The organism is Ramlibacter paludis (assembly GCF_022012305.1).
In the GTDB taxonomy this organism is placed as follows: domain Bacteria; phylum Pseudomonadota; class Gammaproteobacteria; order Burkholderiales; family Burkholderiaceae_C; genus Ramlibacter; species Ramlibacter paludis.
In genome coordinates this window covers 779,140-794,240 of sequence record NZ_JAKLTM010000001.1, presented here as the reverse complement: position 1 = coordinate 794,240, position 15,101 = coordinate 779,140, and the positions used below count along the sequence as shown (strand labels likewise).

Below are 15,101 nucleotides of genomic sequence, written 5' to 3'. Positions count from 1 at the left end.
CGCCGCCTTCCCCCTTCCTTCCAACCAGCAGGACCCATGGACACATCCAGCCGTACGGACAGCGCCACCGCGCAACTCATGGAGCAGATTCTTTACGAGGTCAAGCGCGTGGTCGTCGGCCAGGACCGGTTCCTGGAACGCGTGATGGTCGCCATGCTGGCGCAGGGCCACCTGCTGGTCGAAGGCGTGCCCGGCCTGGCCAAGACGCTGACGGTGAAGACCCTGGCCAACACCATGCGCGGCCAGTTCAAGCGCATCCAGTTCACACCCGACCTGGTGCCGGCCGACCTGGTGGGCACCCGCATCTACAACCAGAAGACCGGCGAGTTCGCCACCTCGCTGGGCCCGGTGTTCGCCAACCTGCTGCTGGCCGACGAAATCAACCGCGCGCCGGCCAAGGTGCAGAGCGCGCTGCTGGAAGTGATGCAGGAGCGCCAGGTGACCATTGCCGGCGAGACGCACAAGGTGCCCAGCCCCTTCCTGGTGATGGCCACGCAGAACCCGATCGAGACCGAAGGCACCTATCCGCTGCCCGAGGCGCAGGTCGACCGCTTCATGATGAAGGTGCTGGTCGACTACCCCACGGACGAGGAAGAGTTCGTGATCGTGCAGCGCGTCACCGGCCCCGCCGTGGACGTGACGCCGGTCGCCACCACCGAGCAGCTGGCGGAACTGCAGAAGGAATGCCGCCAGGTCTATGTCGATCCGTCGCTGGTGCAGTACGCGGTGAAGCTGGTGTCGGCCACCCGCACGCCCGAACGCCACGGCCTGAAGGACCTGGGCAAGTACATCACCTACGGCGCCAGCCCGCGCGCCACCATCAACCTTACCGAAGGCGCCCGCGCGCTGGCCATGCTGCGCGGCCGCGGCTACGCCCTGCCGGAGGACATGACCGACCTGGTGCCGGACGTGCTGCGGCACCGCGTGGTGCTCTCGTACGAGGCGCTGTCCGAAGGCCTGAGCTCCGACCAGGTGGTGCAGAAGATCATGGCCAAGATCCTGGCCCCGGCCAAGCCGCTCGAGCATGAGAAACTGGCTGCGTAGGAAGCCGGCCGCCGAGGCCGCCGCCGCCCCGGCGACGGCGGCGCCTGCGCACCAGGCCGAGCACGTCCTGCGCCGCCTGGAGTGGAAGGTCATCCGCCGGCTCGACGGCCTGCTGCAGGGCGACTACCGCACCCTCTTGCGCGGCGCCGGCCTCGACCTGGCCGACCTGCGCGAGTACCAGCTGCACGACGACGTGCGCCACATCGACTGGAACGTGACGGCCCGCATGCAGGTGCCGCACGTGCGCGTGTTCACCGAGGACCGCGAGATGTCGGCCTGGTTCCTGGTCGACCTGAGTCCCTCGGTCGACTTCGGTTCCGGTGAACTGCGCAAGCGCAACGTCTCGGCCGAGTTCGTCGCCGTGCTGGCGCGCCTGCTCACCCGCCACGGCAACCGCGTCGGCGCCATGCTGTACGGCAGCGGCGTCGAGACCGCCATCCCCACGCGCAGCGGCCGCCGCCACGTGCTGCACCTGCTGCATCGCATGCTGGACCGCGGACCGGCCACGGAAACCGGCCCGACCCGCCTGAACGAACTGCTGGCCGCTGCCGCCAACCTGATCAAGCGCCGCTCGACGGTCTTCGTCATCTCGGATTTCATCAGCGAGCCCGGCTGGGAGAAGACCCTGGCCCAGCTGGCCCAGCGCCACGAGGTGGTCGCCGTGCGCGTGATGGACCCGCTGGAGCTCGAGCTGCCCGACCTGGGCCTGCTGACGCTGCGCGACGCGGAAACGGGCGAGCGCATCGTGGTGGACACGCACGACGCGGGCTTTCGCAAGCGCTTTTCGCGAATCGCCGCCCAGCGCGAATCCGACCTGCGCGCGGCGCTCGTGACCGCCGGCGTCGACGCCCTCGAACTCTCCACGGACGCCGACCTGGTCGATGCCATCGTGCGCTTCGTCGAGATGCGCAAGCGCCGCAGCCAGCTGGCCGCGGGCGGCCTGCCCGCGCACTTGCGCCGGGTGGCGTAGGAGCAGAATATGGAAACCCAAGGCCTGTCATGAATTTCCTCTGGCCCCAATTCCTCTGGCTGCTGCTGGCCCTGCCGCTGCTGGTGGGCGTGTACGTCCTGCTGCTGCGGCGCAAGAAGAAGCTGGCGGTGCGCTACGCCTCGCTGTCCATCGTGAAGGAAGCGATGGGCGCGGGGCAGCAGGTGCGGCGCCACATCCCGCCCGTCCTGTTCCTGCTGGCGATGGCCGCCCTGCTGCTCGCCGCGGCGCGGCCCGTGGCGGTGGTCACCCTGCCCTCCAACCAGCAGACCATCATCCTGGCGATGGACGTGTCCGGCTCCATGCGCGCCACGGACGTGCAGCCGAACCGGCTGGTGGCGGCGCAGAACGCCGCCAAGGCCTTCATCGGCGAGCTTCCGCGCCACGTCAAGGTCGGCATCGTCGCCTTTGCCGGCTCGGCCCAGGTGGCGCAGCTGCCGACGGTGAACCGTGAAGACCTGGTGACGGCGATCGACCGCTTCCAGCTGCAGCGCGCCACGGCGACCGGCAACGCGATCGTGATCTCGCTGGCCACCTTGTTCCCGGATGCCGGCATCGACCTCAACCAGATGCAGACCGGCCGCGACCGCCAGCGCGGCTTCGCCATCGACGGCGAGAAGAAGGAAAAGAAGGAGTTCACGCCGGTGGCGCCGGGCTCCTATACCTCGGCCGCGATCATCATGCTGACCGACGGCCAGCGCACCACCGGGGTCGACCCGCTGGACGCCGCCAAGATGGCCGCCGAGCGCGGCGTGCGCGTCTACACGGTGGGCATCGGCACGGTGGACGGCGAGACGATCGGCTTCGAGGGCTGGTCGATGCGGGTGCGGCTGGACGAGGAGACGCTCAAGGCCATCGCCCAGAAGACCCAGGCCGAGTACTTCTACGCCGGCACGGCGCAGGACCTGCGCAAGGTCTACGAGACGCTCAGCTCCAAGCTGACGGTGGAGAAGAAGGAAACCGAGGTCTCGGCGCTGTTCGCGCTGGCGGCGGCGGCGCTGGTGCTGCTGTCGGCGGGCTTGTCGCTGCTCTGGTTCAACCGGATTCTTTGAGGTTGCGCAAGGAAGGCATGTCGTCCCGGGCTTGACCCGGGATCCATCTCCCGCGGCCATGCCAGCAGCCGGAGCTGGATTGCGGGTCAAGCCCGCAATGACATTCCGGGCTCACGATCCCGTCAGGTGCCCCGACGTCAAGCGCAAGGTCCGCCCGCACTTCGCGGCGAGCTGCTCGTCGTGCGTGACCATCACGAACGCCGTCCCGCGATCACGCGCCAGCTGCAGCATCAGCTGGAACACCGTGTCGGCGGTGCCGCGATCGAGGTTGCCCGTCGGCTCGTCGGCCAGCACGCAGGCCGGATGCGTCACCAGCGCCCGCGCGATCGCCACCCGCTGGCGCTCGCCGCCGGAGAGTTCCGATGGCCGGTGCTTGATGCGCTCGGTCAGGCCCACCGCCTTCAGCACCGACGCCGCCGTCGCGCTCACTTCCTCCAGCGGCTCGCGCCGGATGCGCAGCGGCATGCCGACGTTGTCCAGCGCGCTGAACTCGGGCAGCAGGTGGTGGAACTGGTAGACGAAACCCAGATAACGATTGCGCAGCCGCCCTTGCGCGGCCGGATCGAGCGCCGCCATCGGCTGCCCCATCAGCTGCACCGCGCCGCTGCTGGGGGCATCGAGGCCGCCCAGCAGGTGCAGCAGCGTGCTCTTGCCGGAACCGGAGGCGCCGACGATAGCCAAGGTCTCGCCGGCATGCACTTCGAGGTCGACGCCCTTCAGGACTTCGACATCGAGCCCGCCTTCGCTGAAGCGTTTCGTCAGGCCCTGGCAGGCCAGGACCACGCCCTTGTGCGGATCCACTTCATTCATAACGCAGGGCCTCCGCCGGGTTGACGCGGCTGGCGCGCCAGCTCGGATACAGCGTGGCGACGAAGGCCAGCACCAGCGAGATCACGGCGATCGGGATCACGTCCGAGGACTGCGGGTCGCTCGGCATGCGGCTGATCAGGTAGACGTCCTTGGGCAGGAAGCTCGCGTTCAGCGCGTGCTCCAGCGCCGGCACGAGGACGTCGATGTTGAGGGCGATGCCCAGGCCGAGCAGCAGTCCGGCCAGCGTGCCGATCACGCCGACCGCCGCGCCCTGCACGACGAAGATGCCCATGATGCTGCCCGGGCTCGCGCCCAGGGTGCGCAGGATCGCGATGTCGGCGCGCTTGTCGGTGACGGTCATCACCAGCGTGCTCACCAGGTTGAAGGCCGCCACCGCGACGATCAGCGTGAGGATGATGAACATCATGCGTTTCTCGAGCTGCACGGCCGCGAACCAGGTGCGGTTCTGGCGGGTCCAGTCGCGCACCAGGAACTCCCCGGTGAGCTGGGTGCCGAGTTGCGCGGCGACTTCGCGGGCCCGGTTCAGGTCCTTCAGCTTCAGGCGCACGCCGGTGGGGCCCTCCAGCCGGAAGATGCGCGCCGCGTCCTCGATGTTCAGCATCACCAGGCCGCTGTCGTATTCGAAGTGGCCCGAGTCGAAGGTGCCGGCCACCGTCATCTGCTTGATGCGCGGCACCACGCCGGCCGGCGTCACCACGCCGCCGGGAGCGATCAGCGTCACCGCGTCGCCCTTCTGCACGCCCATGGCCCGCGCCAGTTCGACGCCCAGCACGATGTTGAAGGCGCCCGGGGTCAGCTGGTTGAGCGTCTCCTGCGAGGTCGCCGCCAGGTCCGTGACCTGCAGTTCCAGCTTGGGGTCGATGCCGCGCACCAGGGTGCCGCGCATGTCCTCGCCGCGCGCCAGCAGCGATTGCGCCGCCACGAAGGGCGCCGCGCCGACCACCTCGGGGTTCTTGCGAACCTCCCCCAGGGTCCTGTTGAGATCGGGCAGAACGCCGCCGCCCGGGCCGAAGACCTCGATGTGCGAGACGACGCTGAGCATCCGGTCGCGCACTTCCTTCTGGAAGCCGTTCATCACCGACAGCACGATGATGAGCGCGGCCACGCCCAGCGAGATGCCGAGCATCGAGACGCCGGAGATGAAGGAAATGAAACCGTTGCGGCGGGTGGCGCGGCCGGCGCGCGTGTAGCGCCAGCCCAGCACCAACTCGTAAGGAAGTGCCATCGGGGCCTAGAGCAGGGATTTATGCATCGGCGGGCATTGTGGCATCCCCGACAATACGGCTGTGTCAGACGGTGTCCACTTGCTTGTTCCCTTCGCCGGCAGCCCTCCCGGCGGCTCCCCCGAGGCCTTGGCCGGCCTCCAGTTGCCCAACCTGCAGCGGTTGCTGGCCCGCCTGCGCGAGGACGGCGCGGACACGGGCGCGCCCGACAGCCTGTCGATGCCCCACGAGCGCGCCCTGGCCCGCGCCTGGGGCCTGGAAACCGCAACCGACGGCCTGATCCCCCTGGCCGCCTGGCAGGCGCGCCAGGACGGCCTGGAAGGCGCCGAAGGCGCGGGCTGGGCCTGGATCACCCCCAGCCATTGGCGCGTGGGGCGCGACCACGTCGAGATGGCCCCTGCGGCCGCTCTCGCGCTGGACGGCGTCGATTCGCGGACGCTGCTGTCCGCCATGGAACCCTATTTCGCGGAGGACGGCATCACCCTGCACTACCAGGCGCCGCTGCGCTGGCTGGCGCGCGGCGAGCTCTTTCGCAAGCTGCCGACCGCCTCGCTCGACCGCGTGGGCGGCCGCACCATCGACGGCTGGATGCCGGCCGGGGCCCCCGGGCGCCCGCTGCGCCGGCTGCAACAGGAAATGCAGATGCTGCTGTACACGCTGCCGCTCAACGATGCCCGCCAGCGCGGCGGCTTGTTGCCGGTGAACTCCTTCTGGGCTTCGGGCAGCGGGGCCCTCCCGGCCAATGTCGCGGAGGGTGCTGCGACGCCGCCGGCCGGCCTGCGCCTGCCCCAGTCCTTGCGCGAAGCCGCACTGCAAGGCGACCCCGCGGCCTGGCGAGCCGCCTGGCAGCAGCTCGATGCGCGCGAATGCGCCCAGCTGCTGGAGGAGCTGGACGCGGGCCGGCCGGTGCGCCTCACGCTGTGCGGCGACGCCCATGCGCGCAGCTGGGTCTCGGGCAGCGCCGGCGCCTGGCAGCGCTTCACCGCCTTGTTCTCCAGGCCCGCGCCGGCCGCCTTGCTGGGGGCCCTATGAAGATCGTCACCCGCGACGTGCCGCCGCGCGCGGCCTGGGCGCTGGAGCAGGCCGGCATCCATCCGCTGCTGGCCCGCCTGTATGCGGCGCGCGGTGTCCTCGGGCAGGACGAAATGGACAACGGCCTCGCCAAACTGCTGCCGCCCGATTCGATGAAGAACGTGCCCGAGGCCGCGCGCCTGCTGGCCGACGCCATCGCCGCCGGCCGCCGGATCTGCATCGTGGCCGACTACGACTGCGACGGCGCCACCGCTTGCGCCGTGGCGCTGCGCGGCCTGCGCTTGCTGGGCGCGCAGCACGTTGACTACCTGGTGCCGGACCGCGTGGTCGACGGCTACGGCCTCACGCCGCCGATCGCGCGCCGCGTGAAGGAACGCGGCGCCGAGCTGCTGGTGACGGTGGACAACGGCATCGCCAGCATCGATGGCGTGGCGGCCGCGCGCGCGCTCGGCCTCGAGGTGCTGGTGACCGACCACCACCTGCCCGGCCCCACGCTGCCCGAAGGCGCGCTGGTGGTGAACCCCAACCAGCCCGGCTGCGCGTTCGAGAGCAAGTCGATCGCCGGCGTCGGCGTGATGTTCTACGTGCTGCTGGCGCTGCGCGCCGAATTGCGCACGCGCGGCGCCTTCGATGCGGCCAGCCAGCCGCGGCTCGACGCACTGCTGCCCCTGGTGGCGCTCGGCACGGTGGCCGACGTCGTCAAGCTCGATGCCAACAACCGCCGCCTCGTGGCGCAGGGCCTGAAGCGCGTCCGCGCGGGCGCCCTGCCCTGCGGCTTGGCCAGCCTGTTCGGCGTCGCGGCCCGCAAGCCGCAGGCGGCAACCACTTTCGACTTCGGCTTTGCACTGGGGCCGCGCATCAATGCGGCCGGTCGCCTCTCGGACATGACGCTGGGCATCGAATGCCTGCTGACCGACGACGCGGCGCGCGGCGACGAACTGGCGCGCACGCTGGACGGGATCAACCGAGAACGGCGCGAGATCGAGGGCGACATGCGCGAGCAGGCGATGGAGATCGCCGAATCGCTGTTCGAGGAAGGCGACGAGCCGCCGCCCGCGATCTGCGTGTTCGACCCGGACTTCCACGAAGGCGTGGTCGGCATCGTGGCTTCGCGCATCAAGGACAAATTGCACCGGCCGACCTTCGTCTTCGCCGCGAGCCAGGCGCCAGGCAAGGAGCACGAGCTGAAAGGCTCGGGGCGTTCCATCCCCGGCTTCCACCTGCGCGACGCGCTCGACCTGGTGGCCAAGCGCCATCCCGGCGTGCTGCTGCGGTTCGGCGGGCACGCGATGGCCGCAGGCTGCACGGTGGCCGAGGAGCACCTGGACGTCTTCGAGCAGGCGCTGGCGCAGGTGGCGCAGGAATGGCTGGATGCGCCGACACTGCTGCGGCGGCTGCACACGGACGGCCCGCTCGCACCCGAATACCGGCGCGCCGATCTCGTCGACACGCTGCACGCGGAAGTCTGGGGCCAGGGCTTTGCCGCGCCGGTGTTCAGCGAAGAGGTGGAAGTGCTGTCGCAGAAGCTGGTGGGCGAGAAACACCTGGCGCTGAAGCTGAAGCACCAGGGCCAGCCGGTGGACGGCATGTGGTTCGGCCGCACCGAACCGCTGCCAGCACGCGTGAAGATCGCTTTCCGCCTCGATGCGGACGAGTGGCAAGGGGTGCGGCGGGTGCGCTTCCTGGTGGAAGCCGCGGAATTTTGACGTCATCCCCGCGCAGGCGGGGATCCAGGGCGCCCGAATTGAAAGACCCCGCTGCGCGGGGTCCTGGAAGCTCTGGATTCCCGCCTTCGCGGGAATGACGATTACGCGGTGCCGAGCATCGGCGTCGCCGAATGCCGCGGATCGTCGAAGTAGCCCGCCAGGCGCATCGCGACGTCGCCGAGCTCCGCATCGTCCATCGCCTTGGCACACGACAGTTGCCACATCGCGTACTCGCCGTCGCCCAGCATCATGTCGGTGTTGACGCAGCGGCCATGCCCCGCCATCAGCAGGGCGAAGCAGGCCAGCAATTCCATGGGGCAATAGCGCGCGTGGGCCGCATCGTCCGGCGCATCGAAGACGGAGTCCTGCGGCGCAAGGCCGGGCTCCTCGGGCGACAGGGGAAGCGGCTGCGAGTCCATGGCGGACTCCTGCTTCAGCGGTAGGTGTAGCTGACCGGCATGGCGCCGGTCACCGGGGTTGCGGGCTGGACCGCCTTGGCGTGTTCGAGCTGGTTGCTGCAGCTGGCGATCGTCGAGCCGGGGATGTACTGCAGGCAGTCCGAAAGGGCCATCTGCTGCACGGCGACGGCGTTGTCGCGCACTTCGGCCTGGCGCACCTGGTGGCTGCACACCATCCAGAAGGCCACGAGCTGCAGCAGCACCAGCGCGCCCACCATCGTCCAGAACAATCGGTTGCGCTCGAGCGGCGGCTGTTGCTCTTCATGCGTGACGGCGGTGATGGCAGGCATGGCGGGGTACCTCTTTGCAGTCATCGTATTCCTGCGCGAATGGCCACGCCAGTGGCGGGTGCGCGACTTGATGTAGGACAGTAGCTCTTCGGCTCAGGCACCGACGATTGGAGCCATGAAACACCCATTGGGTGACGCGCGCATGTCCGCGCGTCGCCCGTTCTGGAAAACCCGCAAGCGGCGACCGCGGTGTTGCGCGGCGTGGACGGAAACGCTCAATCCTTGCTGGCACGACCGTGCACAAGCGGCGAAGATGTTGCGCGGCAACCGCGAGCGCGCGCTGACGACGCACCATGCACGTGCAGCGAGCTTGCTCGACCGTAGACCGCGCGAAGCGAGCGCACACGTGGAGGGGTCGCGCAGACCTCCAAATGGATGACACGAAAAAAACTTTGGCAGGCCTGTTTTCTCGTCGCCGCCCTGGCGTTCCCGGCAACGGGCGCGCACGCGGATGAAGTGCGCGTACTCGCTGCCGGCGCGGCCAAGCATGCCCTCGAGGAAATCGCGCCCGCGTTCGAGCGCGCCAGCGGCCACACGCTGCGTGCGGGCTACGACACCGTGGGCACGCAACGCGATCGCGTGCTGCAGGCCGCGCCGGGCGCAGTCGCCGACCTCGTCGTCCTGAGCGACGCCGCCTTGCAGCAGCTGCGCGTGGCGGATCGCCTGCAGCCGCGCGCAGCGGTCGGCATCGGCCGCGTCGTCGTGGCGCTGGCCGCGCCTGCGGGCACGTCACCGCTGCCGGACATCTCCGATGCGGCACACCTGCGCGCCGCCTTGCAGGCCGCGCCCAGCATCGCCTATGCGGATCCCGCGCGCGGCGCCACCGCCGGCACGCACTTCGCGAAGGTGCTCGATGCGCTCGACCTGCGCGCGGAGCTCGCCCCCCGACTCACCGTGCTGCCTTTCGGCGTCGACGTGATCAACGCGGTGGCGGCCGGCAAGTTCGCGCTGGGCGTGAGCCAGTCGAGCGAGATCATGGCGGCGCAAGGCGTGCGCTTCGTCGGCGGCCTGCCCGCGCCGCATGCGCAGGCCACGGGCTATGGCGCTGCGCTCGCAAGCGGCAGCGGTGCCGCCGTGGCCCTGCTGGAATTCCTGGCGACGCCGGCGGCGCAATCGGCCTGGCGCGCGAGCGGCTTCACTGCGCCCTGAAGGCCCTCAGGCCTTGGGCAGCGTGACGCCCGACTGCCCCTGGTACTTGCCGCCCCGGTCCTTGTAGCTGGTCTCGCACTCCTCGTCGCTCTCGAAGAACAGCACCTGCGCGCAGCCTTCGCCGGCGTAGATCTTCGCCGGCAGCGGCGTGGTGTTCGAGAACTCCAGCGTCACGTAGCCTTCCCACTCCGGCTCGAAGGGCGTGACGTTGACGATGATGCCGCAGCGCGCGTAGGTGCTCTTGCCCAGGCAGATGGTCAGCACGTTGCGCGGGATGCGGAAGTACTCCAGCGTGCGCGCCAGCGCGAAGCTGTTGGGCGGGATGATGCAGACGTCGTCGTGGAAGTCGACGAAGCTCTTCTCGTCGAAGTTCTTCGGGTCCACCACCGTGCTGTGGATGTTGGTGAAGACCTTGAATTCCGGCGCGCAGCGGATGTCGTAGCCGTAGCTCGAGGTTCCGTAGCTGATGACGCGGCGGCCCTCCACCTGGCGCACCTGGCCGGGCTCGAAAGGATCGATCAGGCCGTGCTGTTCGGCCATCCTGCGGATCCACTTGTCGCTCTTGATCGTCATTGGGGCACTCCTGGGCCGCCATTCTAGGGGGCCGCCGCGGCGGCCCCTTCGATCACGACCCGGTCTATGGCGCGGTCGTCCCCCAGCACGATCAGCGAGAACAGGAGCTCGTCGAGGTCGCGCGCGTTCGCGGTCTTGCGCGCCAGCAGCGGCGTGGCGGCGGGATCGATCACCACGAAATCGGCCTCGCAACCCGGCTGCAGGTTGCCCACCACGCCTTCGAGGCCCAGCGCCTGCGCCGCGCCGGCGGTGTGCTGCCACCACAGGTTCTGCGGCGACAGGCTGAGCCCCGGCTTGGTCTGCCCTTCGCGGCCGACGTAGTACGCGGCCAGCATGGTGTGGAAGGGGCAGAAGCTGGTGCCGCCGCCGACGTCGCTGGCCAGGCCATGGCGAAAGCCGATCCGGCGCGCGCCCTCGTAGTCGAAGAAGCCGCTGCCCAGGAACAGGTTGCTGGTGGGGCTCACGGCCGCGGCGGCGCCGGTGTCGCGCATCAGCAGGCGGTCTTCGTCGTCGAAGTGGATGCAATGGGCGTAGATGGCGCGCTCGCGCATCAGCCCGAAGTCCTGGTAGACCGCGAGGTAGCTGCGCGACTGCGGGAACAGCTCGCGCGCCCAGCGGATCTCGTCCTTGTTCTCGGCCACGTGCGACTGGATCCATGTGTCCGGGTAGCGCGCGGCCAGCTCGCCGGCGCCGCGCAATTGCGCCTCGCTGCAGCTGGGCGCGAAGCGCGGCGTGATGGCGTAGCCGAGGCGGCCTTTCTTGTGCCAGCGGCGGATCAGGGCTTCGGTGTCGACCAGCGACTGCTCGGTCTCGTCGCGCACGCCGTCGGGCGAATGCCGGTCCTGCAGCACCTTGCCGGCGATCAGCCGCAGGCCGCGCCGCTCCGCCTCCTCCATCAGCGCGTCGACCGAATGCGGGTGCGAAGTGCAGAAGGCCAGCGCGGTGGTGACGCCGTTGCGCTGCAGCTCGTCGAGGAAGACGGAGGCAACGCCGCGCGCGTAGGCCGCGTCGGCAAAGCGCGCTTCGTGCGGGAAGGTGTAGTTCTCCAGCCAGGGCAGCAGGCCCTCGGCCGGCGAGCCGATCACGTCGGTCTGCGGAAAGTGGACGTGCAGGTCGATGAAGCCGGGCGCGATGATCTTGCCGGGCAGGTGCTCGATGCGGACACCGGGATAGTTGCCGTGCAGCGCCGCATGCGAGCCGGCCGCGCGCACCACCTTGCGGCCCTGTGCATCGGGGCCGACGACGAGCAGGCCGTCCTCGTCGTAGAGGGCCGAGCCGTCGTCGGCGAAACGCAGGAGGGCGGCGCGGAATGCTTGCATGAGGCTTGTCATGCCGGGCTTGACCCGGCATCCAGAAGTTCAAGCCGTGGATCCCGGCTCAAGGCCGGGATGACACGTGAACGCCCGGCGGGCGTCCAGGCGTCATTTTGCGATCTTCCCCTGCACGCCCGATACGAGAAAGTTCATATTCAGTATCTGGTCGTCCGTCATTGCCTTGCCCTTGGCCAGCACCTCGTGGCCTTCGTTGTCGGCGATGGGGCCGGCGAAGGGGACGAGCTTGCCGGCGGCGATGTCCTTCTGCCGCTGCAGCACTTCGGCCTGCACGGCCTGCGGCACCTTGGGGCCGAACCAGCCGACCCGGATCATCCCTTCCTTCACCCCGCCCCAGACGTTGCCGCTCTTCCAGCTGCCGTCCAGCGCAGCCTGCGTGCGGCGCTGGTAATAGTCGGCCCACTGGTGGGTGACGGCCAGAACCTGCGCATCGGGCGCGGCCTTGCGCATGTCCGAGTGGTAGGCGATGGCCAGCTTGCCGCGTTCCTGGGCGGCCGCCATCACGGCGGTGGAGGCGGTGTGGAAGGCCAGTACGTCGGCATCCTGGTTCATCAGGGTCATGGCCGCTTCGCGTTCCCGGGCCGGGTCGAACCAGGTGTTGATCCACACCACCTTGACCTGCGCCTTCGGGTCGACCGAACGCATGCCCAGCGTGAAGGCATTGATGCCCTGCAGCACTTCGGGAATCGGGAAGCCGGCCACGTAACCCGCCACATGGGTCTTGCTCAGGCGCCCGGCGGCGACGCCGGCGAGATAGCGGCCCTCGTAGTAGCGCGCGTTGGCGGTCGCGACGTTGGCCGCGGTCTTGTAGCCCGTGACCGACTCGAACTTCACGTCGGGGAAGTCCTTCGCCACCTTCAGGGTGGGCTCCATGTAGCCGAAGCTGGGAGTGAAGATCAGCTTGTGGCCGGTGGCGGCGAGGTCGCGGATGACGCGTTCGGCATCGGCGCCCTCGGCCACGTTCTCGACGAAGCTGGTCTGCACGCGCTTGCCGAAGGCGGCCTGCACGGCCTGGCGCGCCTCTTCATGCTGGTGCACCCAGCCCGCGTCGGTGACGGGCGCGACATAGACGAAGCCGACCTTGAGGGGCTCGCTCGCCTTCTGCGCGTGGGAAAGGGGGGAGAAAAACAAGGCGGCCGCCATGCCGGCGGCTGCGAGGTTTTTGTACATGGTGTTCCTCTACATGGCCCCGGGAAAAGAAAAAGGCCGCCGGGGCGACGACCTGTGGGCCGATTTTAACCGTGCGCGGCGAACACGGCGTCGAGCCGGTCCCTGTACCTTTGCTTCGCGTCCGCTTGCGCAAAGCTGCCTTCGAAGCTGTTGGCCGCGAGCCGGTAGGCGTGGCGCGCGTCCATGCCGGTGGCGGCAAAGGTCTGGAGGAAGTTCTCGTTCAGGTAGCCGCCGAAGTAGGCCGGGTCGTCGGAGTTCACGGTCGCCACCACGCCGGCGTCGAGCAGCTGCCGCAGGTTGTGGTCGGCCAGCTTGGGAAACACGCACAGCTTCAGGTTCGACAGCGGGCACACCGTGAGCGGGATGCGGTCGCGCACCAGCCGCTGCATGAGCGCCGGGTCGTGCACGGACTGCACGCCGTGGTCGATGCGCTCCACCTTCAGCACGTCGAGCGCTGCCCACACGTAGGCCGGGGGGCCTTCCTCGCCGGCATGCGCGACGAGGTGCAGCCCCAGTTGCCGGCACTTCGCGAACACGCGGGCGAACTTCTCCGGCGGATGGCCCAGTTCGCTCGAGTCGAGGCCGACGCCGATGAAGAGGTCGCGCCAGGGCAGCGCCTGCTCCAGCGTCGCGAAAGCCTCGGCCTCGCTCAGGTGGCGCAGGAAGCACAGGATCAGTTCGGCATCGACCCCGAGCTGGATGCGCGCATCGGTACAGGCGCGATGCAGGCCTTGGATCACGGTCTCCATGGGAACGCCACGCGCCGTGTGCGTCTGCGGGTCGAAGAAAAGCTCGGCGCGCAGCACGTTGTCGGCCTGCGCGCGCAGCAGGTAGGCCCACGCCATGTCGTAGAAGTCCTGCTCCTGCAGCAGCACGCTGGCGCCGGCGTAGTAGATGTCCAGGAAGCTTTGCAGGTTGGTGAAGGCATACGCCTTGCGCAGTTCGTCGACGCTGGCATAAGGCAGGGCGACGCCATTGCGTTGCGCCAGCTGGAAGATCAGTTCCGGCTCCAGCGAGCCTTCGATGTGGATGTGCAGTTCGGCCTTGGGCATCGCGGCCAGCAGGGCCGGCAGGCGGGCGGCGGGAACGTCGTTAGGCATTGCGGGCGGCATCAGGTGACTCCGAAGGTGATGGCCATGCGCGCGAGGTAGCGCCGGTAGGCCGAGGACGCGCGGTCGGCCGCGCTGTGCAACTCGGCCCGCGGGTCCAGCGGCAGGCGCTTGGGGCTTTGCGATTCCAGCACCGGCTGGTCCTGGCGGAAGATGGTGTCCTGGAAGGCGCGCAGCTTCTCGTCGCCCGATTCGAAGTCCGCGACCGCCAGGCGGAACCACACCAGCGAGCGTTCGGGCTCGACCGGGCAGATGAAGAGCGCGATCGCTTCGCGCCAGTCCGGCACCGCCACGCTGCCCGCCTCCGGGATCTTGGTCAGCACCGCCGCATAAGGGTCGGTGACCTCGTAGGTGTATTCCACCTGCGCGGGCGCGGTCGAATGCAGGTTGGACTGCGGCTGCCAGGCCCGGCACTGCGTCGCACGCAGGCCGGTGGGGGTTTCTTCCACGACGTAATCGTCGATGGCCGCCGCCCCGCGCGCGCCCAGCCAGCCTTCGTGCACGAAGGCGAAGTGCGAGAGGTCGAGGAAGTTTTCCACCACGCGCGGCGCGCTGGTGGCCACCTCGTACGGCCCGCAATTCAGCTTGCGCAGGCGCGCATCGTCCTCCGCCGCGAAAGCCGGCAGCACGTCGCGGCTGCCCGCCAGCCGCACCCAGGCAAGTCCATGGGCGGCCTGCACGTCGAAGGAAGCCACGCGGTGGCCGGCAGGCGGCACGAAGCCGGGCAGCGCCGGCACCTGCACGCACTGGCCTTTCGCGTCGAACTGCCAGCCGTGGTACGCGCACTCGAGGCGGTCGCCGCACACGCGGCCCAGGGACAGCCGCGCGCCGCGGTGCGGGCACCGGTCCGGCCAGGCGTGGAGGGCACCGGCGGCATCGCGCCAGAGCACCAGGTCTTCTTCCAGCAGGCGCACGGGCAGGGGGGCATCGCCCAGCGCATCCAGCGAGGCGACGGGGTGCCAGTGCTGCTTTTCTATCATCTTGTCTTCATCCGATCAGTCGATCTTCGGGTAGGTCCCTAGGGGTTGGAGCTTACTTCGGGGCGCGGTACAGAAAGTTACTCGCCAAGCTCGGCTAGGCCCCATTGACGCGGGAACTTTGGCGTGACGGAATGTGTCCCGGCCGCCGCCCATCCTTTTTTGGGC

The 15,101-nt window shown here is 69.3% G+C and carries 15 protein-coding genes; 6 read left to right on the top strand and 9 right to left on the bottom strand.

Going from position 1 to position 15,101, the window contains the following annotated elements; all coding sequences use genetic code 11:
• Nucleotides 1-36: 36 nt before the first annotated feature.
• The 3 genes from LZ009_RS04125 to LZ009_RS04115 are packed head-to-tail and all read left to right on the top strand — an operon-like array spanning nt 37 to nt 3,084.
• A complete protein-coding gene (locus tag LZ009_RS04125) occupies nt 37-1,044 on the top strand; it encodes an AAA family ATPase (RefSeq protein WP_275696598.1) in 1,008 nt (335 codons plus the stop codon).
• A complete protein-coding gene (locus LZ009_RS04120) occupies nt 1,025-2,014 on the top strand; it encodes a DUF58 domain-containing protein (RefSeq protein ID WP_275696597.1) in 990 nt (329 codons plus the stop codon). Before LZ009_RS04125 ends, LZ009_RS04120 begins: the two co-directional genes overlap by 20 nt.
• 29 nt (nt 2,015-2,043) lie before the next feature.
• A complete protein-coding gene (locus LZ009_RS04115) occupies nt 2,044-3,084 on the top strand; it encodes a VWA domain-containing protein (RefSeq protein WP_275696596.1) in 1,041 nt (346 codons plus the stop codon).
• A gap of 111 nt (nt 3,085-3,195) precedes the next feature.
• On the opposite strand, the gene lolD is transcribed toward LZ009_RS04115, so the two are convergent.
• Together lolD and LZ009_RS04105 are read right to left on the bottom strand one after the other, a co-directional pair.
• Nucleotides 3,196-3,894 (bottom strand): lipoprotein-releasing ABC transporter ATP-binding protein LolD, encoded by a 699-nt coding sequence (lolD, locus tag LZ009_RS04110; protein WP_275696595.1) that lies wholly within the window; start codon nt 3,892-3,894, stop codon nt 3,196-3,198.
• Complete coding sequence (locus LZ009_RS04105) at nt 3,887-5,140, bottom strand: lipoprotein-releasing ABC transporter permease subunit (protein WP_275696594.1); 1,254 nt, start codon at nt 5,138-5,140, stop codon at nt 3,887-3,889. The genes lolD and LZ009_RS04105 overlap by 8 nt, the downstream gene beginning before the upstream one ends.
• Nucleotides 5,141-5,219: 79 nt before the next feature.
• Here LZ009_RS04105 and LZ009_RS04100 point away from each other — a divergent pair, with 79 nt between their 5' ends.
• Together LZ009_RS04100 and recJ are read left to right on the top strand one after the other, a co-directional pair.
• A complete protein-coding gene (locus tag LZ009_RS04100; RefSeq protein WP_275696593.1) occupies nt 5,220-6,170 on the top strand; it encodes a phosphoglycerate mutase in 951 nt (316 codons plus the stop codon).
• The gene (gene recJ, locus LZ009_RS04095) at nt 6,167-7,876 is read left to right on the top strand and encodes a single-stranded-DNA-specific exonuclease RecJ (protein WP_275696592.1); all 1,710 of its coding nucleotides are present in this window, start codon (nt 6,167-6,169) and stop codon (nt 7,874-7,876) included. The genes LZ009_RS04100 and recJ overlap by 4 nt, the downstream gene beginning before the upstream one ends.
• 101 nt (nt 7,877-7,977) lie before the next feature.
• On the opposite strand, the gene LZ009_RS04090 is transcribed toward recJ, so the two are convergent.
• Both LZ009_RS04090 and LZ009_RS04085 read right to left on the bottom strand, forming a co-directional pair.
• Nucleotides 7,978-8,295, bottom strand: coding sequence for a hypothetical protein (locus LZ009_RS04090; protein WP_275696591.1), 318 nt, complete (start codon nt 8,293-8,295; stop codon nt 7,978-7,980).
• Between the two features lie 14 nt (nt 8,296-8,309).
• Nucleotides 8,310-8,624, bottom strand: coding sequence for a hypothetical protein (locus tag LZ009_RS04085; protein ID WP_275696590.1), 315 nt, complete (start codon nt 8,622-8,624; stop codon nt 8,310-8,312).
• 375 nt (nt 8,625-8,999) lie between these two features.
• Here LZ009_RS04085 and LZ009_RS04080 point away from each other — a divergent pair, with 375 nt between their 5' ends.
• Nucleotides 9,000-9,773 (top strand): molybdate ABC transporter substrate-binding protein, encoded by a 774-nt coding sequence (locus tag LZ009_RS04080; protein WP_275696589.1) that lies wholly within the window; start codon nt 9,000-9,002, stop codon nt 9,771-9,773.
• Between the two features lie 6 nt (nt 9,774-9,779).
• Here LZ009_RS04080 and dcd read toward each other — a convergent pair whose 3' ends face one another.
• From dcd to LZ009_RS04055, 5 genes are all read right to left on the bottom strand, one after another.
• On the bottom strand, nt 9,780-10,346 hold the full coding sequence (gene dcd, locus LZ009_RS04075) for a dCTP deaminase (RefSeq protein ID WP_275696588.1): 567 nt from the start codon (nt 10,344-10,346) through the stop codon (nt 9,780-9,782).
• A gap of 23 nt (nt 10,347-10,369) precedes the next feature.
• Nucleotides 10,370-11,665 carry a guanine deaminase gene (gene guaD / locus LZ009_RS04070; RefSeq protein ID WP_275696587.1) on the bottom strand — a complete coding sequence of 432 codons (1,296 nt, stop codon included), beginning with the start codon at nt 11,663-11,665 and terminating at the stop codon, nt 10,370-10,372.
• A 102-nt stretch (nt 11,666-11,767) separates the two neighbouring features.
• Nucleotides 11,768-12,847, bottom strand: coding sequence for a BMP family ABC transporter substrate-binding protein (locus LZ009_RS04065; RefSeq protein WP_275696586.1), 1,080 nt, complete (start codon nt 12,845-12,847; stop codon nt 11,768-11,770).
• Nucleotides 12,848-12,912: 65 nt separating this feature from the next.
• Nucleotides 12,913-13,947 carry an adenosine deaminase gene (locus LZ009_RS04060; RefSeq protein ID WP_275696585.1) on the bottom strand — a complete coding sequence of 345 codons (1,035 nt, stop codon included), beginning with the start codon at nt 13,945-13,947 and terminating at the stop codon, nt 12,913-12,915.
• 11 nt (nt 13,948-13,958) lie between these two features.
• Nucleotides 13,959-14,936: an aromatic ring-hydroxylating dioxygenase subunit alpha gene (locus LZ009_RS04055; protein WP_275696584.1), complete on the bottom strand. Its 978-nt coding sequence runs from the start codon at nt 14,934-14,936 to the stop codon at nt 13,959-13,961.
• Nucleotides 14,937-15,101: the final 165 nt, after the last annotated feature.

Excerpts from the sequence above, each read along its gene's own strand:
- LZ009_RS04125 (WP_275696598.1), top strand. The coding sequence starts at position 37 with ATGGACACATCCAGCCGTACGGACAGCGCCACCGCGCAACTCATGGAG.
- LZ009_RS04120 (WP_275696597.1), top strand. The coding sequence starts at position 1,025 with ATGAGAAACTGGCTGCGTAGGAAGCCGGCCGCCGAGGCCGCCGCCGCC.
- LZ009_RS04115 (WP_275696596.1), top strand. The coding sequence starts at position 2,044 with ATGAATTTCCTCTGGCCCCAATTCCTCTGGCTGCTGCTGGCCCTGCCG.
- lolD (WP_275696595.1), bottom strand. The coding sequence starts at position 3,894 with ATGAATGAAGTGGATCCGCACAAGGGCGTGGTCCTGGCCTGCCAGGGC.
- LZ009_RS04105 (WP_275696594.1), bottom strand. The coding sequence starts at position 5,140 with ATGGCACTTCCTTACGAGTTGGTGCTGGGCTGGCGCTACACGCGCGCC.
- recJ (WP_275696592.1), top strand. The coding sequence starts at position 6,167 with ATGAAGATCGTCACCCGCGACGTGCCGCCGCGCGCGGCCTGGGCGCTG.
- LZ009_RS04090 (WP_275696591.1), bottom strand. The coding sequence starts at position 8,295 with ATGGACTCGCAGCCGCTTCCCCTGTCGCCCGAGGAGCCCGGCCTTGCG.
- LZ009_RS04085 (WP_275696590.1), bottom strand. The coding sequence starts at position 8,624 with ATGCCTGCCATCACCGCCGTCACGCATGAAGAGCAACAGCCGCCGCTC.
- LZ009_RS04080 (WP_275696589.1), top strand. The coding sequence starts at position 9,000 with ATGACACGAAAAAAACTTTGGCAGGCCTGTTTTCTCGTCGCCGCCCTG.
- dcd (WP_275696588.1), bottom strand. The coding sequence starts at position 10,346 with ATGACGATCAAGAGCGACAAGTGGATCCGCAGGATGGCCGAACAGCAC.
- guaD (WP_275696587.1), bottom strand. The coding sequence starts at position 11,665 with ATGCAAGCATTCCGCGCCGCCCTCCTGCGTTTCGCCGACGACGGCTCG.
- LZ009_RS04065 (WP_275696586.1), bottom strand. The coding sequence starts at position 12,847 with ATGTACAAAAACCTCGCAGCCGCCGGCATGGCGGCCGCCTTGTTTTTC.
- LZ009_RS04060 (WP_275696585.1), bottom strand. The coding sequence starts at position 13,947 with ATGCCTAACGACGTTCCCGCCGCCCGCCTGCCGGCCCTGCTGGCCGCG.
- LZ009_RS04055 (WP_275696584.1), bottom strand. The coding sequence starts at position 14,936 with ATGATAGAAAAGCAGCACTGGCACCCCGTCGCCTCGCTGGATGCGCTG.